General features: G+C 66.5%; 17 protein-coding genes. 12 read left to right on the top strand and 5 right to left on the bottom strand.

The annotated features are described in order from the left end of the window. Positions 1–3 precede the first annotated feature (3 nt). Genes GR303_RS04195 through GR303_RS04180 form a run of 4 tightly spaced genes read right to left on the bottom strand, consistent with a single transcriptional unit; the run spans position 4 to position 5,115 of the window. Positions 4–1,152, bottom strand: coding sequence for an acyl-CoA dehydrogenase family protein (locus GR303_RS04195; protein WP_161721254.1), 1,149 nt, complete (start codon positions 1,150–1,152; stop codon positions 4–6). Between the two features lie 35 nt (positions 1,153–1,187). Further along, positions 1,188–2,384 (bottom strand): pimeloyl-CoA dehydrogenase large subunit, encoded by a 1,197-nt coding sequence (pimC, locus tag GR303_RS04190; protein ID WP_161721255.1) that lies wholly within the window; start codon positions 2,382–2,384, stop codon positions 1,188–1,190. 47 nt (positions 2,385–2,431) lie between these two features. Further along, complete coding sequence (gene pimA, locus GR303_RS04185; RefSeq protein ID WP_161721256.1) at positions 2,432–4,105, bottom strand: dicarboxylate--CoA ligase PimA; 1,674 nt, start codon at positions 4,103–4,105, stop codon at positions 2,432–2,434. Then, entirely contained in the window at positions 4,102–5,115 is a 1,014-nt protein-coding gene (locus tag GR303_RS04180) for an NADPH:quinone oxidoreductase family protein (protein WP_161721257.1), read from the bottom strand. Before GR303_RS04180 ends, pimA begins: the two co-directional genes overlap by 4 nt. Before the next feature lie 252 nt (positions 5,116–5,367). On the opposite strand from GR303_RS04180, the gene GR303_RS04175 reads away from it, so the two are divergent. From GR303_RS04175 to GR303_RS04165, 3 genes are all read left to right on the top strand, one after another. Further along, a complete protein-coding gene (locus GR303_RS04175; protein ID WP_161721258.1) occupies positions 5,368–6,570 on the top strand; it encodes an acetyl-CoA C-acyltransferase in 1,203 nt (400 codons plus the stop codon). 81 nt (positions 6,571–6,651) lie between these two features. Beyond that, positions 6,652–8,721 carry a 3-hydroxyacyl-CoA dehydrogenase NAD-binding domain-containing protein gene (locus tag GR303_RS04170; RefSeq protein WP_425487084.1) on the top strand — a complete coding sequence of 690 codons (2,070 nt, stop codon included), beginning with the start codon at positions 6,652–6,654 and terminating at the stop codon, positions 8,719–8,721. An 18-nt stretch (positions 8,722–8,739) separates the two neighbouring features. Beyond that, positions 8,740–9,738, top strand: a complete 999-nt coding sequence (locus tag GR303_RS04165; protein WP_161721259.1) for an alpha/beta fold hydrolase — start codon at positions 8,740–8,742, stop codon at positions 9,736–9,738. Here the strand turns inward: GR303_RS04165 and GR303_RS25270 are convergent. Next, the gene (locus GR303_RS25270; RefSeq protein ID WP_161721260.1) at positions 9,636–10,931 is read right to left on the bottom strand and encodes a TetR family transcriptional regulator; all 1,296 of its coding nucleotides are present in this window, start codon (positions 10,929–10,931) and stop codon (positions 9,636–9,638) included. The two genes, GR303_RS04165 and GR303_RS25270, sit on opposite strands and share 103 nt — an antisense overlap. 425 nt (positions 10,932–11,356) lie before the next feature. On the opposite strand from GR303_RS25270, the gene GR303_RS04155 reads away from it, so the two are divergent. The 9 genes from GR303_RS04155 (at position 11,357) to GR303_RS04115 (ending at position 19,505) form a co-directional block, all read left to right on the top strand. Then, the gene (locus GR303_RS04155; RefSeq protein WP_161721261.1) at positions 11,357–12,223 is read left to right on the top strand and encodes a branched-chain amino acid ABC transporter permease; all 867 of its coding nucleotides are present in this window, start codon (positions 11,357–11,359) and stop codon (positions 12,221–12,223) included. Beyond that, entirely contained in the window at positions 12,220–13,236 is a 1,017-nt protein-coding gene (locus GR303_RS04150; RefSeq protein ID WP_161721262.1) for a branched-chain amino acid ABC transporter permease, read from the top strand. The genes GR303_RS04155 and GR303_RS04150 overlap by 4 nt, the downstream gene beginning before the upstream one ends. Next, positions 13,229–13,993 carry an ABC transporter ATP-binding protein gene (locus GR303_RS04145; protein ID WP_161721263.1) on the top strand — a complete coding sequence of 255 codons (765 nt, stop codon included), beginning with the start codon at positions 13,229–13,231 and terminating at the stop codon, positions 13,991–13,993. The genes GR303_RS04150 and GR303_RS04145 overlap by 8 nt, the downstream gene beginning before the upstream one ends. Continuing rightward, entirely contained in the window at positions 13,980–14,687 is a 708-nt protein-coding gene (locus GR303_RS04140) for an ABC transporter ATP-binding protein (protein WP_161721264.1), read from the top strand. The genes GR303_RS04145 and GR303_RS04140 overlap by 14 nt, the downstream gene beginning before the upstream one ends. A gap of 113 nt (positions 14,688–14,800) precedes the next feature. Further along, entirely contained in the window at positions 14,801–15,967 is a 1,167-nt protein-coding gene (locus GR303_RS04135) for an ABC transporter substrate-binding protein (protein ID WP_201751890.1), read from the top strand. A gap of 66 nt (positions 15,968–16,033) precedes the next feature. Next, on the top strand, positions 16,034–16,495 hold the full coding sequence (locus tag GR303_RS04130) for a PaaI family thioesterase (protein WP_161721266.1): 462 nt from the start codon (positions 16,034–16,036) through the stop codon (positions 16,493–16,495). A 55-nt stretch (positions 16,496–16,550) separates the two neighbouring features. After that, positions 16,551–18,194 carry a long-chain-fatty-acid--CoA ligase gene (locus GR303_RS04125; RefSeq protein WP_246205247.1) on the top strand — a complete coding sequence of 548 codons (1,644 nt, stop codon included), beginning with the start codon at positions 16,551–16,553 and terminating at the stop codon, positions 18,192–18,194. Positions 18,195–18,201: 7 nt separating this feature from the next. Then, positions 18,202–19,032, top strand: coding sequence for an SDR family oxidoreductase (locus GR303_RS04120; RefSeq protein ID WP_161721267.1), 831 nt, complete (start codon positions 18,202–18,204; stop codon positions 19,030–19,032). Further along, positions 19,029–19,505 (top strand): MaoC family dehydratase, encoded by a 477-nt coding sequence (locus GR303_RS04115; protein ID WP_161721268.1) that lies wholly within the window; start codon positions 19,029–19,031, stop codon positions 19,503–19,505. Before GR303_RS04120 ends, GR303_RS04115 begins: the two co-directional genes overlap by 4 nt. The last annotated feature ends 40 nt before the right edge of the window (positions 19,506–19,545 follow it).

Raw genomic sequence — 19,545 nt, 5'->3', positions numbered from 1 at the left:
TCCTTACGCCGCCATCAGCCCGCCCGCCTCGGCGAGCTTCGACAGGTGGTGGTCGGCATCGCCGAACAGGGTGTCGATCATCGTCACCCGCTTGAAGAGGTGGCCCACCTTGTACTCCATGGTCATGCCGACGCCGCCGTGAAGCTGGATCGCCTGCTGGCCGACGAAGCGGCCGGAGCGGCCGATCTGCACCTTCGCGGCGGCGATGGCCTTGCGGCGCTCCTCTACGTTCTCGTCCTGCGCCATCATGGCGGCGAACATGGCCATGCTGCGTGCCTGCTCCAGCGCGATGAACATCTCGGACGAGCGGTGCTGCAGCACCTGGAACGAACCGATGGTGGTGCCGAACTGACGGCGCGTCTTCAGGTAATCGACCGTGAGCTTGAGCATCTCGTCCATGGCGCCGATGGCCTCCGCGGCGAGCGCCGCCATGGCGATATCCGCCACGCGCTCCACGACGGGCAGGGCATTCTCGGGATCGCCGATCACGTTCGCTGCATCGACCCGCACGGAATCGAGCGCGATCTCGGCCGCGCGCTGCCCGTCCTGCGTGGGATAGCCGCGGCGCGAAAGGCCCGGCGCAGCCGCGTCGACGAGGAAGAGGCCGATGCCTTCCCGATCCCTGCGGGAGCCGGCGACCCGCGCCGTGACGAGGATCCTGTCGGCGCTGTCGCCGTGCAGCACCACGCTCTTTTGCCCGTCGAGAACGAAGCTGCCCCCGTCGCGTTGCGCCGTCGCGGCCACGTCGAAGAGGTCGTAGCGGGATTGGCGCTCGGTATGGGCGAAGGCGAGGCGCAGGTCGCCCGCGGCGACCTGGGGCAGGTACTCGGCCTTCTGCTCCTCTCTGCCGCCGTGGTGCAGCAGGCCTCCGCCCAGGATCACCGTGGCGAGATAGGGCTCCAGCGCGAGGGAGCGGCCGAAGGCTTCCATGATCGTCATGGTCTCCACCGGCCCGCCGCCGAAGCCGCCATGGGCCTCGTCGAAGGGAAGGGCGAGAAGGCCGAGCTCCGCATAGGCGCCCCACAGCTCCCGGCTCCAGCCCTCCGGCTCCTTGGCATAGCGCCTGCGGCTCTCGAAATCGTAGCGGTCCGCCATGAGGCGATCGACGCTGTCCTTCAGGAGGCGCTGCTCTTCGCTGAGATCAAAGTCCATGTCCGCGTTTCCTCACGCTCAGTTCCTGAAAGAGGTTAAAACCCCAGGATCGCCTTGGCGATGATGTTCTTCTGGATCTCGTTCGAGCCGCCGTAGATCGAGACCTTGCGCCAGTTGAAATAGGTCGGCGCCGCAGTGCTCGCCCAGTCGGGTCCGTCGATGGGCTCGTTCCGGCCCTCCTCCTCCGGATGGTAGGGGAGGGCGAAGGGGCCGACGACCTCCATCAGCAGTTCGGTGGTCGCCTGCTGGATCTCGGAGCCTTTGATCTTGAGGATGGAGGAGGCCGGATCCGGCTTGCCCTTCTCGCGCCGGCTCTCGCCGGCCACCACGCGCAGCTGCGTCATCTCGAGCGCCTTCAGCTCGACCTCGACGGCGGCGAGCTTCTCGCGGAAGCGCGGGATCTCGATCAGCGGCACGTCGCCGACCCGCTCGAGGCTCGCAAGCTCCCGCACCCGCCGCAGGCGCGCCTTCGAGATGCCGATGCGGGCGATGCCGACGCGCTCGTTGCTGAGCAGGAACTTGGCATAGTCCCAGCCCTTGTTCTCCTGACCGACGAGGTTCTCGGCCGGCACGCGCACGTCGTCGAAGAACACCTCGTTGACCTCGTGGTCGCCGTCGATGGTCTGGATCGGGCGGACCGTGACGCCGGGTGTCTTCATGTCGACGAGCAGGAAGGAGATGCCCTCCTGCTTCTTCACGCTGGAATCCGTTCGCACGAGGCAGAAGATCCAGTCCGCGTGCTGGGCCAGCGTCGTCCAGGTCTTCTGCCCGTTGACGATGTAATGGTCGCCGTCGCGCCGGGCGGTGGTCTTGAGCGAGGCGAGATCGGAACCGGCGCCCGGCTCGGAGAAGCCCTGGCACCACCAGTCGTCGAGATTGGCGATGCGCGGCAGGAAGCGGCGCTTCTGCTCCTCGTTGCCGAAGGTGTAGATCACCGGGCCCACCATGTTGACGCCGAAAGCCAGCGGCTCGGGCGCCGGCGTTTTCTGCAGCTCCTCGCGGAAGATGTACTGCTTGACCGGGCTCCAGTCGGTGCCGCCCCATTCCACGGGCCAGTGCGGCACCGCCCAGCCCTTCGCGTTGAGGATGCGGGTCCAGGTGACGAGGTCCTCCTTGCTCGGATGGTGACCGTCGATCATCTTGCGGCGGATCGAGTCCGGAAGGGCCGAGCGGAAGAAGTCGCGAACCTCGTCGCGGAAGGCGAGCTCGTCGTCGGTGAAGCGCAGATCCATGGCGGATGTCCTCTAGGCGCGGAATCGAAGGGTGTGGATGAGCGTGTTCATGGCGCGAGGCTCCCGCATGCGCGCTTCTCCGCCTCGCGCAGCTCGACCTTCGAGAGCTTGCCGACGGAGGTGCGCGGAAGCGCGTCGCGGATCTCGAGCGCCGCAGGCATTTCATGCTTACCGATCTTGTCGGCGAGGAAAGCTTGAAGCTCCTCCAGCGTGAAGCCCGGCGCACCGGCTTTCAGCTTGACGAACACTTTGGCGGCCTCGCCGCGATAGGAATCGGGAATGCCGATCACGGCCGCTTCCTCCACCTGGGGATGCTCGTAGACCGCCTGCTCGATCACCTGCGGATAGACGTTGAAGCCGCCGGAGATGATCATGTCCTTGCGGCGGTCCACGATGAAGAAATAGCCGTCCTCGTCCCTGTAGCCGATATCGCCGGTGAGAAAGCCCTCGGGCGTAAAGGCTTCTGCCGTTTCCTTGGGCTTGTTCCAGTAGCCGCGGCTGACATTGAGGCCCCTCACGCGCAGCTCGCCGATCTCGCCTGCGCCGAGCACCCGGCGCGGCTCGGCGAGAGACACGATCTCGAGCTCCACGCCCGGCATGGGGATGCCGATCGAGCCCGGCTTCGGCGGCCCCTTCAGCGGCAGGTTCGTGCCGGCGGGCGAGGTCTCCGTCATGCCCCAGCCGCCGAGAAGCCGCTGCCCGGTCAGGCGCCGGAAACGCTCCGCCACCTCGATCGGAAGCGGCGCTCCCCCGGAGCTGCAATGGATCATCGAGGAGAAGTCGCACCTCTCGAGGCCCGGATGATTGGCGAGCGCGATCCACATGGTGGGAACGCCGGGAAAGGCCGTGGCGCGTTTCACCCCGATGTCGCGGAGCGTCGTCTCCGGATCGAAGCGCAGGCGCAGCAGGATCTCGTTGCCGTTCCGGATCTGCCGCAGCAGGATCGTGGTCAGCGCATAGATGTGGAACAGGGGCAGGGCGCAGATCACCCGCTGCTCCCCCGGGCGCGTGTTCAGCTGCGGGCCGAACCAAGCCTCGTACATGGCCACCGCCGCCGTGAGGTTGCCATGGGTGAGGATCGCACCCTTCGGGATCCCCGTGGTGCCGCCGGTATATTGCAGCAGGGCGATGTCGTCGGGCGTGATGCCCGGCCATTGCGGGGGTGGCGCTGCGTCGCGGATGAAGGCCTCGAAGGTGACCACGCCGGGCCGCTCCGGGATCGGCGCCACCGGTGCGGGTGAGGGACCCCACGCGGCGTCCTCGCCGACGATCACGCGGTCCACATGCCCGCCGTCGAGGAGCTTCAGCGCCATCGGCAGCAGGCTGGCGAGATTGGTCGTCACGAGGGTGCGCGCGCCGCTGTCGTGCAGCTTGTGCGCCAGCTCCCGCTCGGCGTCGAGAGGGCTCAGATGCGCGAGCCGGAAGCCGGCCTTCGCGATGCCGAAGAGGGCGAAGGGGTGATAGGGCGTGTTCGGCAGGTAGAGCGCCACCGCCTCGTTGCGGTCGATGCCGGCGCGCAGCAGGGCCGCGGCGAAGGCATCCGCCTGATGGCCGAGCTCCCGGTACGTGATCCGCCTGTCCCGGTATTCGATGGCCGGATTGTCGCCATAGGAGGCGACCGCCTCGTCGAACAGCTTCGGCAGGGTCGTGGGCACGATGGGCGCATCCCAGCGCACGCCGGGCGGGTAGGAGCGCTCCCAGGGAAAGGCCTGCCGGCTCATCGGGCTTCCGCTCCCTCCATGGTGACGACGATCTTGCCCAGCGCCCTGCGGGCGCTCAGAGCCGCGATGGCCTCCCCCGCCCGCGCCAGGGGCACGCGCTCGGAGATCACGGGCCGAATGGTGCCGCGGTCGTAGAGGTCGAGCAGCTCCCGCAGATTGGCGGCATTGGCCTTTGGGTCCCGCCGGGCGAAGGCGCCCCAGAACACCCCGACGATCTGGCAGGATTTCAGGAGCGGCAGGTTGAGCGGAAGCTTCGGGATCCCGGCCGGGAAGCCCACCACCAGGAGCCGGCCCTCCCAGGCAATCGCCCGCAGGGCCGCCTCCGAATAGTCGCCGCCCACCGGATCGTAGATGACGTCGGCCCCGTCTGGGCCGCAGGCCGCCTTGAACCCTTCGGCCAGGGCCTTGGCGCCGTCCTTGTCGAAGGGACCCGGGGGATAGACGAGGCTCTCGTCAGCGCCGTGCTTTCGCGCCAGTGCCGCCTTCTCCTCCGACGAGGCTGCGGCGATCACCTTCGCGCCCATGGCTTTGCCGAGTTCCACCGCCGCAAGCCCGACGCCGCCGGCGGCGCCGAGCACCAGCAGGGTCTCGCCAGGCTTGAGCTGCGCCCGGTCCTTGAGCGCATGGTAGGAGGTGCCGTAGGTCATGACGAAGGCGGCGGCTTCGTCGAAGGGCATGGCGTCCGGCATGGGAATGCAGCGGTCGGCGGCGATGGCGAGCTTTTCCGCCATGCCGCCCCAGCCGCAGGAGCCGATGACCCGGTCGCCGACCTTGAGGAAGGACACGCCCTCGCCGACGGCCTCGACCACGCCCGACACCTCGCCGCCCGGCGAGAAGGGGCGCTCCGGCTTGAACTGGTAGCGGTCCTCGATGATCAGCGCGTCGGGATAGTTGACGCCGCAGGCCCGCACGGCCAGCAGAACCTCCCCGGCCTTGGGGCGCGGCTCGGCCACGGTGTCCAGCACGAGCGTCTCCGGTCCGCCCGGCTGCCTGCTGAGTAGGGCCAGCATCCTTCGCTTCCTCCCCAGAAAGCGCGTGTTCGTTATGGAAGGCAGGGTATCGTCAGCGCCGTCAGATGCAAGCCGATTTTTCGAAAACTTATGAGCGCAAGAATTTTCCTCATATTTTCAAAAGGATTTGGACTGGACAAAAACATACCGCTTTTGTCATTAATAGCGGTAAGAAGGTGAAGGCGCCAGGCCTCAGCATGCCCGGCGAGAGGGAAGCCCGGAGAGTTCCGGGCCATCAGGGAGGATCTGCACATGCGCGAGGCTGTCATCGTTTCCACGGCACGGACCCCGATCGGGAAAGCCTATCGCGGGGCCTTCAACAACACGCAGGCCCAGGCTCTGGGCGGGCATGCCATTGCCGAGGCCGTGAAGCGCGCAGGTGTCGATCCGGGCGAGATCGGCGACGTGGTGATGGGCGCCGCCCTCCAGCAGGGCTCGACCGGGTCGAACGTCGCCCGCCAGGCGGCTCTGCGCGCCGGTCTGCCGACCAGCATCGCGGGCATGAGCATGGACCGGCAATGCGCCTCCGGCCTCATGGCCATCGCTACCGCCGCCAAGGAGATCGTGGTCGACGGGATCGACATTGCCGTCGGCGGCGGGCTCGAATCGATCTCGCTCGTCCAGAACGAGCGCATGAACCGCTATCGCGGACAGGATCCTGCGCTCGTGGAAAGGATCCCGGCGCTCTACATGACCATGCTCGAGACCGCCGAGATCGTCGCCCATCGTTACGGCGTCTCCCGCGAGGCGCAGGACGAGTATGCGCTGCAGTCCCAGCAGCGCACGGCGCAGGCACAGGCCGAGGGGCGCTTCGCGCAGGAGATCGTGCCGATGACCACGACCATGACCGTGGTCGACAAGGCGAGCGGCGCCACCTCCGAGCGCGAGGTCACGCTCGCGCAGGACGAAGGCAACCGCCCGCAGACGCGGCTGGAGGACCTGCGCGCTCTGAACCCGGTCTTCAAGGACGGGCAGCAGGTGAAGGAGGGCCGCTTCATCACCGCCGGCAACGCCTCGCAGCTCTCCGACGGCGCCTCGGCCTCGGTGCTGATGGAGGCGCGGGAGGCCGAGCGCCGCGGCCTGCAGCCGCTTGGGGCCTATCGCGGCATGGCGGTGGCCGGATGCGAGCCCGACGAGATGGGCATCGGGCCGGTCTTCGCCGTGCCGAAGCTGCTCAAGCAGCATGGCCTGACGGTTGACGACATCGACATCTGGGAACTCAACGAGGCCTTCGCCTGCCAGGTGCTCTATTGCCGCGACCGTCTCGGCATTCCCAACGAGAAGCTCAACGTGAGCGGCGGCGCCATCTCCATCGGCCATCCCTATGGCATGTCGGGCGCGCGGATGACCGGACACATCCTCATCGAGGGCAAGCGCCGCGGTGCGAAATACGGCGTCGTCACCATGTGCGTCGGCGGCGGCATGGGCGCGGCCGGCCTTTTCGAGATCTACTAGGACACGGTTTCAGACAAGCGCACCGAATCAGGGGAGGAGAGCAGCATGAGCAGCGCGGCCGAGATGAGTTCTGCAACCCGCATCAATTCCGTCGTCGAGCTGAGGCGCGAGGTCGAGATCGCCGTGCTCGCCGTCAACTCCCCTCCCGTGAACGCGCTCTCGGCGCAGGTGCGCGAAGGCATCGTGGAGGGCATCAGGCAAGCCGGGGCCGATGCGGGCATCAAGGCGGTGGTGCTGCATTGCGAGGGCCGCACCTTCTTCGCCGGCGCCGACATCAGCGAGTTCGGCAAGCCGCCGAAGCATCCGATGCTGCCCGAGGTGGTGGACTTCATCGAAGCTTCCGCGAAGCCGGTCGTCGCTGCCCTTCATGGGACGGCGCTCGGCGGCGGACTGGAAACGGCGCTCGCCTGCCATTATCGCGTCGCCGTGTCCTCGGCCAAGGTCGGCTTCCCGGAAGTGAAGCTCGGATTGCTGCCGGGTGCCGGCGGCACGCAGCGCCTGCCCCGGCTGGTCGGGCCCGAGAAGGCCCTGGAGATGGTCACCTCCGGCAGCCCGATCTCGGCGAAGGCTGCCAAGGAGATGGGGATCGTCGACGAGCTCGTGGACGAGAAGGATCTTCTCGCGAGCGCCATCGCCTTCGCCCGCCAAGTGGTTGCCGAGAACCGCCCGCTGAAGAAGGTGCGCGATCTCGAGGACAAGATCGCACCTGCGCGCGGCAAGCCGGAGATCTTCGAGCACTTCCGAAAGGCAAATGCCCGCAAGTTCCGCGGCTTTGAGGCGCCGGAATACAACATCCGCTGCATCGAGGCCGCCGTGAACCAGCCCTTCGACGAGGGCATCAGGCTCGAGCGCCAGCTGTTCCAGGAACTCGTGAGCGGCGAGCAGTCGGCGGCCCAGCGCCACGTGTTCTTCGCCGAGCGCCAGGTCTGGAAGATCCCGGACATTTCCGACGACACGCCCACTCTTCCCGTGAAGAAGGTCGGCATCATCGGCGCCGGCACCATGGGCGGCGGCATCTCCATGAACTTCGCCAATGCGGGCCTTCCCGTCACCATCGTGGAGGCGAAGCCCGAAGCCCTGGAGCGCGGCCTGGGCGTGATCCGGCGCAATTACGAAAGCACGGCCAAGAAGGGCCGCATGAGCATGGAGGACGTGGAGCGCCGCATGGGCCTCCTCACCGGCAGCTTGAAGCTGGAAGACCTCGCCGATTGCGACCTCATCATCGAGGCCGTGTTCGAGAACATGGCGATCAAGAAGGAGATCTTCTCCAAGCTCGATGCCATCGCCAAGCCGGGTGCGATCCTGGCCACCAACACGTCCTATCTCAACGTGAACGAGATCGCCGCGATGACGAAGCGGCCGGAATCCGTGCTCGGCATGCATTTCTTCTCGCCGGCGAACATCATGCGGCTGCTGGAGGTGGTCCGCGGCGATAAGACCGACAAGCGCGTGATCGCCACCGCCATGCAGCTCGGCCGCCAAATCGGCAAGATCGCGGTGCTGGTGGGCGTCTGCCACGGCTTCGTAGGCAACCGCATGCTCGAGCCGCGCCAGCGCGAGGCGAATCGCCTGATCCTCGAAGGCGCCATGCCCTGGGACGTGGACCGGGTGCTCTACGAGTTCGGCTTTCCCATGGGGCCCTTCGCCATGGCGGACCTTGCCGGCCTCGACATCGGCTGGTCGCGGGAGACCTCCAAGGGCGAGACCGTGCGCGAGATCCTGTGCGAGCAGGACCGGCGCGGCCAGAAGACCGGCGCGGGCTTCTACGACTATGACGAGAACCGCACCGCCAAGCCGTCCAAGCTCGTGGAGCAGATCATCCTGGACCTCTCGGCCAAGAAGGGAATCGCCCGCCGGACGATTTCCGACCAGGAAATCCTGGAGCGCTGCATCTACACGATGGTCAACGAGGGCGCGAAGATCCTGGAGGAGGGGATCGCCATCCGCGCCTCGGACATCGATATCGTCTGGATCAACGGCTATGGCTGGCCGGTCTATCGCGGCGGGCCGATGTTCTATGGCGAGCAGGTGGGCTTGGGGCACGTGGTGGAACGGCTGCGCGACTACGAGGCGCGGTTCGGAGCGGATTTCAAGCCATCCGCCCTGCTGGAGCGGCTCGCAGCCGAGGGCAGGGGCTTTCGCGACCTCTGACGGCGAATCGAGCGCGCCATGAATGACACGGCTCCCGACCCACGGCGTCAGACGCTGCTTGCATCGCTGGCCGGTGCGCGCCCGAGCGCGCCGGACTGGTTCAGGCAGGCTCTAGCGGATGTGCCGCAGCGGGGCTTCACGGAAGCGGCGGGTGCCAGGATCGAAACGCTCGCCTGGGGCGAACGCGGCAAGCCCGGACTCCTGTTCCTCCACGGCAACGGAGCGCATGCCGACTGGTGGAGCTTCATCGCGCCTTTCTTCTTGAGAGAGTATCGCTGCGTTGCCTTGTCGTGGTCGGGCATGGGCGGGTCGGACCGGCGCGAGCGCTACTCCTTCGACATCTTCGTGCGGGAGGCGATGACGGTCGCCGAGGCGACGGGACTTTTCGACGGCCCTGAAAAGCCTGTCTTCATCGGCCATTCCTTCGGCGGCTTTCCGATCATCGAGGCCGCGGCCCGTCATGGGGAGCGTCTGGGCGGCGCGGTCATCATCGACACGCCGATTTTCTCCCCCGAGCGCCGCCGCGAGCGCCGGGAGAAGGGGGCGGCCTGGGAGATGCGGCCGCACAAGGTCTATCCTACGCTGCAGGCGGCGCTGCAGCGCTTCCGCCTCGTGCCGCCGCAGCCCTGCGAAAATCTCTATATCGCGGACCATATCGCCCGCACCTCGCTGACGCAGGTCGCGACGGAGGAGGGTTCCGGCTGGACCTGGCGATTCGATCCGTATCTCTGGCGTGACTACGAGTGGGAGGACCCGGCTCCGGCTCTGTCCTCCCCGCAATGCCCGCTGGCGGTTCTGCTCGGCGCGCGCTCGACGCTGATGCAGGATGAGGACATCGCGCGCATGCGGGGCCTGCTGCCGCCCGGCACCCCGGTGATCGAGATCCCGGAGGCCTACCATCACGTGCCGATCGATCAGCCTCTGGCGCTGGTGGCGGTGCTGCGCACCCTGCTCGCGGGCTGGAACTCCGCCTCGGCCTCCGGGGTGAAGACGCCCAGGAACAAGGGTTTGGCGTAGAGCTCGGCGGCCGTCTCCAGGGTGATGCCGGGCACCCACCATTCAAGCTCCACGGCCGCGTTGACGATGCTGTCGACGATATGGGCCGCCACGGATGGATCGAGCGGACGGATCGAACCGTCGATCATGCCGTCCACCACGAAGCTGCCGAAGCGCTGCGCCAGCCGGTCCATGGTGCGCTTGGTCTCGCCCCGCAGGCCCTCGGGCAGGGCGCTGAAGGCGGAGATGCGCAGCAGAGGCCCCTGGTCGGAGAGCTGGTATCGGATCAGCTCGCTCGTTGCGGCGCACAGGTGGTCCCAGCCCGTCGTTCCGTTCGCCTCGGCCGCCCTCTGCACCTGGCGTACGACCGCGAAGGTGCGCTCGAAGCAAGCCGCCACGAGGTCGTCCTTGTTGTCGTTGTGGTGATAGAAGGAACCCTTCGTGACGTTCAGCCGGGCCGAGATCTTCTCCACCGAGGCGCCGCGATAGCCCTGCTCGTTGATGAGCATCGTGGCCGAGCGCAGGAAGGCCTCGGGCGAGACCTCCTCGGCGGAGGGCCAGACGAGCTGGGGCAGAACGGTGGGGCGCCAGACGGATTGCGGCGCAGCCAGGCCGTTGACCAGGATGTCGCCGATCCGCTCGGCCACGCGCCGGTAATCCTCCGGCTCGTAATGGTCGATCCAGTGCCGGACGCCATGCATCGCCGAGATCAGCAGATGGGTGCGTGCGTTGCGCTGCGCCCGGGACAGGACCAGCTCGTCCCCGCCGTCGAACAGGCCGCGCAGGTGCCGGAACATCTGGTTGTAGGTGCTGAACACCAGCTCCATGTGAGGGCTGGTCAGCGAGCGCATGTCGCTGAAGCTCATCAGAGGCGGCTGGTCGCCGGACGCGCTCTGCGCCAGCCTCTCGCAGTAGAGCCGCAGAATGGCGCGCAGGCGCTCCTCCGCGGTCTTTTCCCGCAGGGCGGTGGCGATCAGCTCCTCCAGAACCCCGATGGAGCGCAGGAGGCAGGCCGTCGCAAGCTCCTCCTTCTTGCGGTAATAATAGGTGACGCTGTTGGTGATGAGCCCGACGCTCTGGGCCACATCGGCCAGGGTCGTCCCCTTGAGGCCCTTCTGGTTGAAGAGGCGCACGGCGGCATCGAGAATCGCCTGCCGCTTCTGCTCGTAGCGCTTGGTCTGGCGCGGGAGGGCGCTGGAAGGGGGCGTGGTCACAGTTCATGGCTCCTGGCCGAAGGCAAGCTCGAAGGCTCTCCACGCTTCAGCTCCTAGCACGAATCGGCGCCCTGCGCGATGCCGTGATCACAACAGATTGACTGTACCGGTTATTCGAAGAGTGCCGGAAAGAGGGGGCAGGCCTCGCGAAAATTCGGTGCGATTCTGCCCTGCAGGTCCGTTGACGGGGTTATGGGATCGTGTCAGTCTCCTCTTCAACAAGGGCGGAGCCAATGAAGCTTCGCTGGCGGTGCGGCCCTGAAAATGACCGTACCGTTCATTCGAGAGGAAACGATCCGAGGATCTCGGTTTGTCCGGTTTGAGGGTCTGGCGCCGCAAGGTGCAACCCCTCGCTTCCGCCCCAGCCAGGCAGGAGGTCTCGGACGAATGCGGGAGCCCGGTGCCCAGGAGGAGGACGCGGCTCCTTGAACATCTTTTTCCAGCAGGTTCTGAACGGGCTGACGCTCGGGAGCGTCTATGCGCTCGTGGCTCTCGGCCTGACACTCGTCTACGGCATCCTCCACATTCCCAACTTCGCCCATGGCGCCCTGTACATGGTCGGAGCCTACATGGCCTTCTATCTCGTCGGCTCGCTCGGCGCGAATTACTGGGTCGCCATGGCCGGTGCGGCAGCCGTCGTGGCCGTTCTCGCGGTTCTATCCGACCGCCTCGTCTTCCACCGGCTGAGAAACGCGCCGCCGCTGCACGACATGATCGCGGCCATCGGCCTCCTCCTGTTCCTCGAGGCCGGCATCCAGGCGATCTGGGGTGCGGAGTTCCACCGCCTTGCGCCGCCCTATCCGCAGATCGTGCGCATCTTCGATCTCGTGGCTCCCGCGCAGCGGCTCATCATCATCGCGGCGGCTTTCGGGCTGATGCTCGTCCTTCATCTCTTCCTCACGCGCACGCTCACCGGCTCCACCATCATCGCCATGGCGCAGAACCGGGATGGGGCGGCGCTCGTCGGCATCGATGCCACGAAAGTCTCCGTTCTCACCTTCGCGATCTCAGGCGCCCTCGCGGCGGTGGCCGCGACCCTGTTCGCGCCCATCAACCTGATCTATCCGTCGATGGGCCACCTGGTGATCATGAAGGCCTTCGTGATCATCATTCTCGGAGGCATGGGCAGCATCCCCGGCGCCATCGTCGGCGGCCTCGTGATCGGGTTCGCGGAGAGCTTCGGCGCCTTCTACGTCTCCACGAACTACAAGGACATCATCGCCTTCGCGCTGCTCGTCCTGATCCTGTCCTTCCGGCCCCAAGGCCTCTTTCCCAGCGGAGCCCGGGCATGACGACGAAGACCTGGCAGAAGCCCCTTCTCGCCATCCTGCTCGCGCTGGCCATCGTCTTTCCGATGGTCGCGGCGAACGACTACTACATCTACGTGATGTCGCTCGCCTACATCATGGCGATCGCCGCGGTGGGCCTGAACCTCATCCTCGGCTACACGGGCCAGCTCAACCTGGCGCATGCGGGCTTCATGGCCATCGGCGCCTATACGGTGGGTATCCTCACGGTCGATTATGGCGTGCCCTACTGGGCAGCCTTCGTGCTGGCCGGGCTTTTAAGCGCCATCATCGGTTTTTTTGCAGGTCTCCTCTCGCTGCGGCTGAAAGGGCACTTCTTCTCGATCTTCACCCTCTGCGTCGGCTTCATGATCTATCTCATCATCGAGAAATGGGATGGGCTGACCCACGGAACGGTGGGCATCATCGACATTCCCGCCCCCGCCGGGATCGGCCCGATCCGCTTCGACAACACCTGGTCGCAGTATTATCTCGTGCTGTTCTTCCTGGTGCTGAGCCTGTGGCTCATGAGCCGGATCGTGCATTCGCTCCTCGGCCGCGCCTTCGTTGCCATCCGCAACGGCGAGGACCTCGCCGAGACGCTCGGCATCAACCTGATGCGCACCAAGGTTCTCGCCTTCGTGCTCTCCACTTTCTATGCCGGGCTCGCCGGCGCGCTCTATGCCGGCTTCGTGCGCTTCATCGGCCCGGCCATGGCGCTGGAGAGCCACACCTTCGACATGATCGCCTTCATCCTCGTCGGCGGCATCGGAACCCTGTTCGGGCCCCTGCTCGGCGCGATCCTGCTCACCTGGCTCACGCAGTCGCTGCAGTTCCTGCAGGACTACCGAATGATCGTGTTCGGCCCGCTTCTCATCCTGCTGGTCATGTACTTCCCGCAAGGCCTTATCGGGTACTGGCGCCAGCGGCAGGTCAGGCGCGCGGCGGCCTCCGAGAAGGACAGGCGGCTGCAGCGGTCCGCGCTGAGCTCCCGGCAGGAGGTGCAGACCAATGCTTGAGGCTCACGGATTGACCAAGTGCTTCGGCGGCCTGACTGCGGTGCGGGACGTGACCACCTCCTTCGAGAAGAACCGCATCAACGCGATCATCGGCCCCAACGGCGCCGGCAAGACCACCTTCTTCAACCTGGTGAGCGGCTACCACAAGCCCACCTCCGGCCGGATCGTCTTCGACGGGCAGGACGTGACCGGCCTGCGGCCGGACCAGGTCGCCAAGCTCGGCGTGGCGCGCACCTTTCAGTCGACCAACCTGTTCGACCAGGCGACCGTCCTCGACAACCTGATCGTCGGCCATCGCCTGCGCACCACGTCCACCTTCTGGGACGTGGTGTTCAACACCCGCCGTCTGCGGGAGGACGAGCATCGCTGCCGCGCCAAGGCCGAGGAGGTGCTCGATTTCGTCGGGCTGTCCTCGGTGGCACACCATCTGGCGGCCGACATCTCGCAGGAAGAGCGCAAGCGCGTGGCCTTCGCGCTGGCGCTCGCCACCGATCCGAAGATCGTGCTCCTCGACGAGCCCGCCGGCGGCGTCAACCCCGAGGAGACGCTGGGCCTGGCCGAGCTGATCCGGAAGATGATCCGAAAAGGTCTCACGGTCTGCCTGATCGAGCACAAGATGGACATGATCATGAGTCTTGCCGACAAGATCGTCGTGCTCGACCACGGCGAGATGATCGCAGAGGGAACGCCTGCCGAGATCCGCTCCAACCAGCGCGTGATCGAGGCCTATCTGGGAGCGGACTATGCTGCGGCTTGAGGGGGCACAGCTCAACTATGGCAGCTTCCGTGCGCTCGACGGCATCTCGATCCATGCGGAGCCCGGCGAGCTCGTGGTGATGCTGGGCGCCAACGGCGCCGGCAAGAGCTCGCTGTTTCTCGCCATCAGCGGGCTGCGCCGGCTCAGCCGCGGCAGCATCTGGTTCAAGGATCAGAACATCTCGGGACGCAAGCCGTCCCAGATCGTGCAGGCCGGCGTCGTTCACTGCCCGGAGGGGCGCAAGCTCTTCCCCGAGATGTCCGTGCGAAAGAATCTTCTGCTCGGCGCCTATGTCCACCGCCAGGACAAGCGGGAGACGGAGAAGATTCTCGATCAGGTCTTCGAGATGTTCCCGATCCTTTATCAGAAGCGGGACGACATGGCCGGCTCCTTGAGCGGCGGCCAGCAGCAGATGGTGGCCATCGGCCGCGCCTTGATGGGACGGCCGCAGGTGCTGCTCCTCGACGAGCCATCGCTCGGCCTTGCGCCGCTCGTGGTGAAGCAGGTGCTGGGCGTGATCAAGGAGATCAACGAGAAGGGCACCACCGTGCTGCTCGCCGAGCAGAACGCCTATGCCGCCTTGCAGATCGCCCACCGGGCCTATGTGATCGAGAGCGGCCGGATCGTCATGGAAGGCGACCGGGAGACCCTGCTCAACGACGAGGGGGTGCGAAAAGCCTACATCGGCGCCTAAATCCAGGCGCTTGCACAAGCTTGCGGGCCCGCAAGGTTCGCCAAGTAAAGAGACGGGAGCCGATCACGGTCGAACTCCTGCCCATGAAGGAAGAACAAGAGGAGAGGAAACAAATGGCTCTTTGGAAACACCTGGTACACACGGCAGGCGCCGTCACGCTGGCTGCGGGCTTCGCGTCCGTCGCCTCGGCGCAGGAGACCGTCAATATCGGCTATACCGGTCCGCTCAGCGGCGGCGCTGCGCTCTACGGCAAGAACACACTGGTCGGTCTGGAGATGGCCGCGAAGGAGATCAACGACGCCGGCGGCTTCGAGGTCGCGGGCAAGAAGTACAAGTTCAACATCGTGGCGCTCGACGACAAGTACTCGCCGAGCGAGGCGGCCGTGAACGCCAAGCGCCTGAAGGCGCAGAACAACACGCCGATGGTCTTCACGCCTCATTCCGGCGGCGCCTTCGCGATCCAGGCTTTCAACGAGCAGGACAACTTCATCCTCGGCGCCTATACCAGCGTGCCGAACATGACGGAGCGCGGCAACAAGCTGACGCTGCGCATCCCGCCGTCCTTTGCGGGCTACGTGCAGCCCTTCATCAACGTGCAGATGAAGACCTTCGGCAAGAAGCTCGCCATGGCCGGCGGCGATCATGACTATGCCAAGGCCTGGGCGCAGCTCTTTGGCCCTGCCTGGACGAAGGCCGGGGGCCAGATCGTGGCCGAGAACCCGATGTCCTACAACAAGGACACGGATTTCTACAGCGGCGTCAGCCGCGTGCTCGCCGCCAATCCCGACGTGCTGTTCATCGGCGGCGCCTCCGAGCCGACCGCTCTCGTCGCCAAGCAGGCGCGCGAGCTCGGCTTCAAGGGCGGCTTCGCCGTCATGGATCAGGCCAAGCTCGACGAGATGGCCGCCGTGACCGGCAGCATGGAGATGCTGGAAGGGGCCGTCGGCGTGCTGCCGCTGATCTACGACAAGCGGCCGGGCGCTGAAGGCTTCATCGCGAAGTTCAAGAAGCTCTACGACCGCAACCCGGGCACGGAGGCTTCCTATCACTACTCGACCCTGAACGCGGTGGCCGAGGCCATGAAGCTCGCCGGCACCGTCTCCGACCCGAAGGCGATCCACGCCAAGCTGAGCGAGGCCTACGGCAAGCTGCCGCCGGAGAAGAACCCCGCCCGCATCACCAGCGTCGACGAGCGCGGCGGCACCAACGCCAACATCGTGGTCGGCGTGGTCAAGAACGGCAAGGTCGAGACCGTCGAGGCAGCCAGCCTCGGGCAGTGAAGACCCCGAACGAGCAGGGCCGGCCTTCGGGCCGGTCCTTTCTCGTCGGCAGGGCAGGTGGCGCACATGGATGCGATCTCATTCGAAAGCCGGGCTGCGGGCATTCGCGAGCGGGTGGCGCTCCAGGGATTCATGCATCTCGTGGGGGCGCAGATCGACGAGCTTGCGCCGGGTTCATCGACCATCTCGGTCGCCCGACGGGACGATCTCCTGCAGCAGCACGGCCTGTTCCATGGCGGGGTCACCGCCTTCCTGATCGATAACGGCACCACCATCGCCGCAGCGACGGTGCTCAAGCCGGGGCAGGGCGTTCTCACGGCCGAATACAAGCTCAACCTGTTCTCGCCGGCTGACGGCGAGCGGCTCGTCTGCCGCTCGCGGGTGGTCAAGCCCGGCAGCCGGATGATCGTCGTGGCGGCGGATGTGTTCACCGAGAAGGACGGCCGCGAGAAGCAGACGGCCATCGCGCTTGCCACCATTGCCGTCCTCGACCAGGCGGCCATGCCGCCCCTGCGTCAGGCTGGATAAGGATGGCCGGCTGCCTCATATTCCTCAAAACAAGCAAGAACGGAGGGAAGGAACGATGTTGAAGGGCATGATGATGGATCGGCAGCTGTCGATCCCGGCGATCATCGATCTGGCGGCGGAGGTTCATGCCAGGACGGAGATCGTCTCGGTGGCTACCGAAGGCGGCATCCACCGCACCACCTATGGGGATATCCGCAAGCGCATTGCGCAGCTGGCGCACGGGCTGCGTGCCCTCGGCGTCAAGCCTGGCGATCGTGTCGCGACGCTCGCCTGGAACGGCTACCGCCATTTCGAGCTGTACTATGCTATCTCCGGCATCGGCGCCGTGTGCCACACCATCAACCCGCGCCTGTTCCCCGAGCAGCTCGTCTACATCGTCAATCACGCGCAGGATAAGGCGCTCTTTTTCGACATCACCTTCGCGCCCCTCGTCGCCGCCCTGCGACCCAAGCTGCCTGAAGGGCTCACGCTCGTGGCGATGACCGGCCGCGAGACCATGCCGGCGCAGGAAGGGCTCGACGGCCTCACATGCTACGAGGATCTCCTCACCGGACAGCCGGACACCATCACCTGGCCCGATCTCGACGAGAACACCGCGGCCGCCCTGAGCTACACCTCGGGCACCACGGGCGAGCCCAAGGGCGTGCTCTATTCGCACCGCTCGCAGGTGATCCATGCCATGACCTCGGTGATCGGGGCCTCGCGCTACTTCGGCATGGGCAAGAAGATCCTGCCCGTGGTTCCGCTCTTCCACGTCAATGCCTGGGCGCTGCCCTATTCGGCGCCTCTCTCCGGCACCGCGCTGATCTTCCCCGGCGCGAAGCTCGATGGTGCGAGCCTGTTCAACCTCATGGATGCGGAGAAGGTCGACAACAGTTGGGGCGTGCCCACCGTCTGGCTCGGGCTCCTCAACGAGATGAAGCAGAGGGGCCGCAAGCCGGAGGGGCTCACCCATGTCATCATCGGCGGCTCGGCGGCGCCGCAGCCCATGATCGAAACCTTCGAGCGCGATTACGGCATCAGCGTCTGCCACGGCTGGGGCATGACCGAGATGAGCCCCATCGGCACCTTCGGCATGCTGAGCCCGGAGATGGAGCAGCTGCCCTTCGAGGAGAAGGTCGCCCTCAAGGTCCGCCAGGGCAGGCGCCTCTTCATGGTGGACATGAAGATCGTCGACGATAACGGCAAGGAGCTGCCGAGGGACGGCGTGGCCTTCGGCGAACTCTGCGTGCGCGGCCCCTCGGTGGCGTCCGGCTACTACAACAACGAGGCCGCAACCGCGCAGGCCCTCGATCCGGAAGGCTGGTTCCGGACCGGCGACGTGGCCAAGATCACGCCGGACGGCTTCCTGCTGATCGTCGACCGCACCAAGGATCTGGTGAAGTCCGGCGGCGAGTGGATCTCCTCCATCGATCTGGAGAATGCGGCGATGGGCGCTCCGGGCGTGGCGCAATGCGCCGTGCTCGCCATGCCGCATCCCCGCTGGGGCGAGCGGCCGCTGCTCGTGGTGGTGCCGAAAGCCGATGTGAATCCGGCGAAGGAGGACATCCTCGCCTATCTCGCCACCAAGGTGGCAAGCTGGCAGGTGCCCGACGACGTGCTCTTCGTCGAGAGCATTCCGCTCACGGCCACGGGCAAGGTCTCGAAGCTGGAGCTGCGCAAGATCCTGAAGGACTATGTCCTTCCCACGGCCGCGTGAGCGGCCGATGGCTCAGGACTACCTGAACTCCTTGTTCTCGGTCGCCGGCAAGACCGCACTCGTGACCGGCGGCGCCACGGGCATCGGCCGCATGATCGCCGAAGCCCTGGTGCGCGCCGGCGCGCGGGTGCTGATCGCCTCGCGCAAGGGCGAGGCCTGCGAGGCCGTGGCGCGGGAACTCAACGCCCTCGACGTCTCCGGTTCCGCGGAGGGCTTTGCCGGTGACGTCGCCACCGAGGCAGGGGTGACGGCCCTTGCCGCGGAGGTCAAGGCGCGCACCTCTCGCCTCCACATCCTCGTCAACAATGCGGGCAAGACCTGGGGCGAACCCCTGGAGCAGTTTCCGCACAAGGCCTGGGAAGGCGTGTTCTCGGTCAACGTGGCGGGGCTCTTCACGCTGACGCAGCAGATGCTCCCCCTGCTCGAGGCCGCGGCCAGCGACGACGACCCGGCAAGGATCATCAATCTCGGCTCCGTCATGGGGGCGCAGCCCATGGGCGACAAGGCCTATTCCTACGCCGCGTCGAAGGCGGCCGTGCATCACCTCACCCGCATCCTGGCGAAGGAGCTGGCCTCCCGGCGCATCACCGTCAACGCCTTCGCGCCGGGGCCCTTCCAGAGCCGCATGACGGCCTTTGCCACGGGCGACGAGCGCAAGCGCGCGCAGGTCGCCGCCGGCGTACCCCTGGGCCGCATCGGCCGCCCCGAGGACATCGCCGGCGCGGCCCTGTTCCTCTGCGGGCGCGGCGGCGCCTACACCACGGGCGCCATTCTGCCCCTCGACGGCGGCATCGGCGTGCAGACCGGCGGCCATATCTTCGGCGAGGACGGGGAATGAACGCCCATGCGTCCGTTCCCCTCTCTCTCGACGACCTGAAGCGGCGCATCGGGCAGGAGCTAGGCGTCTCCTCCTGGCAGACGGTCGATCAGGGGAGGATCGACCGCTTCGCCGAAGCGACCGGAGACCACCAGTTCATCCATGTGGACCCGGAGCGCGCCCTGGCCGAGACCCCGTTCGGCGGCACCATCGCCCATGGCTTCCTCACCTTGTCGCTTCTCTCCGCCATGGGGCAGGAGGCGCTGCCCGCCATCAGGGGGCGCCGCATGGGGATCAACTACGGTCTCGACCGGCTGCGCTTCCTCTCGCCCGTGCCGTCGGGCGCGCGGGTGAGGGGGCGCTTCACCCTCGAAGGCGTCGAGCCCCGCTCCTCCGCCCAGGTCCTGATCCGCTACCATGTGGTCGTCGAGATCGAGGGCGCCGGCAAGCCGGCCCTTGCGGCCGACTGGCTCACCCTCGCCGTGCTCGGCTGAAGCGGCATGCAATCCACGCGATGAGGACGGCAGGAGGCGC

This window comes from Microvirga arsenatis (genome assembly GCF_009910705.1).
GTDB classification, from domain to species: domain Bacteria; phylum Pseudomonadota; class Alphaproteobacteria; order Rhizobiales; family Beijerinckiaceae; genus Microvirga; species Microvirga arsenatis.
This window is presented reverse-complemented; position numbering and strand designations above follow the sequence as displayed.